2 protein-coding genes and 1 riboswitch are annotated in these 1,229 nt (G+C 64.2%); both genes read left to right on the forward strand.

What is annotated here, in order from left to right:
- Positions 1-29: 29 nt before the first annotated feature.
- Positions 30-221: riboswitch (cobalamin riboswitch) on the reverse strand.
- 104 nt (positions 222-325) lie between these two features.
- The gene (gene cobO / locus DC522_RS33580; protein ID WP_116532704.1) at positions 326-931 is read left to right on the forward strand and encodes a cob(I)yrinic acid a,c-diamide adenosyltransferase; all 606 of its coding nucleotides are present in this window, start codon (positions 326-328) and stop codon (positions 929-931) included.
- The coding region (locus DC522_RS33585) for an AAA family ATPase (protein WP_205769935.1) at positions 931-1,229 on the forward strand (299 nt) is incomplete at its 3' end. The genes cobO and DC522_RS33585, both read left to right, overlap by 1 nt.

Genomic DNA, 1,229 nt, shown 5'->3' on the forward strand with positions numbered 1-1,229 from the left:
GATACCTCTTGGCCACCCCTCCGGCGGCATTTGGGTTGCACGATGACGGCAGGTCTCCTGGCTCACGGGTCGATGCTTTGCGCCAACCGCCTTCCCGGGATGTGAGGCCCAGTGGCATGTGGAGCGCAGGCTCGCCGTTTACAGTTGCGGGGGCAGCCGCGGTGTCTCACCGCATTCCCTTTTCACCCCGTTGCCGGGGCACCGTCTTCAATAATGCTTACCGGTACAGGAGATATCTTTCAAGCCTGACCATGTCGTAACCCCGGCCTTGAAATCCGCACCGGCGCTGGTCATGGTGCGCTCCTCTCATAGGGATGAGGATCTTATGACCCCGGACGACGAGGCGCGCCATCGTGCCAAAATGATCAAGCGCAAGGAAGTGCAGGACCGCGAGGTCGCCTCGAAGACGGTCGAGAAGGGGCTTCTCATCGTCCATACCGGGCCGGGCAAGGGTAAGTCGACGGCAGCCTTCGGCCTCATGCTGCGGGCGCTGGGGCGGGGCTTCAACGTGGGTGTCGTCCAGTTCATCAAGGGAGCCTGGGAAACCGGCGAGCGCCTTGCCCTGGATCGGTTCTCCGACCAGATCGAGTGGCATACCATGGGTGAGGGGTTCACCTGGGAAACACAGGACCGGGCCCGCGACGTGGCAGCCGCCGAGCGGGCTTGGAGCAAGGCGCAGGAACTGATGACCCGCGAGGACATCCGTCTGCTGGTCCTCGACGAACTCAACATCGCCCTGCGCTACGACTATCTGCCCCTCGTTGACGTCGTGGAAACGCTGCGCCAGCGCAGAGCGGATCTCCACATCGTCGTGACCGGGCGCAATGCCAAGCCGGAACTGATCGAGGCCGCCGATCTCGTCACCGAGATGACCCTGGTGAAACATCATTTCGCCGCAGGCGTGAAAGCGCAGGAAGGCATCGAGTTCTGATGCGCGCGCTCATGGTGCAGGGCACCGGCTCGAATGTCGGCAAGTCGCTTCTCGTCGCCGGCCTCTGCCGCGTCTTCGCACGGCGCGGCCTCAAGGTCCGCCCGTTTAAGCCGCAGAACATGTCGAACAACGCTGCAGTGACGGCGGATGGCGGTGAGATCGGGCGGGCGCAGGCGTTGCAGGCACGTGCCGCCGGCGTGGCGCCGAGCGTTCACATGAATCCCGTGCTGCTCAAGCCCCAGAGCGAGGTCGGTTCCCAGGTGGTGGTGCAGGGACGTCGCATCGGGACCGCCAAGGC

The organism is Microvirga sp. KLBC 81, assembly GCF_003075415.1.
GTDB lineage: Bacteria > Pseudomonadota > Alphaproteobacteria > Rhizobiales > Beijerinckiaceae > Microvirga.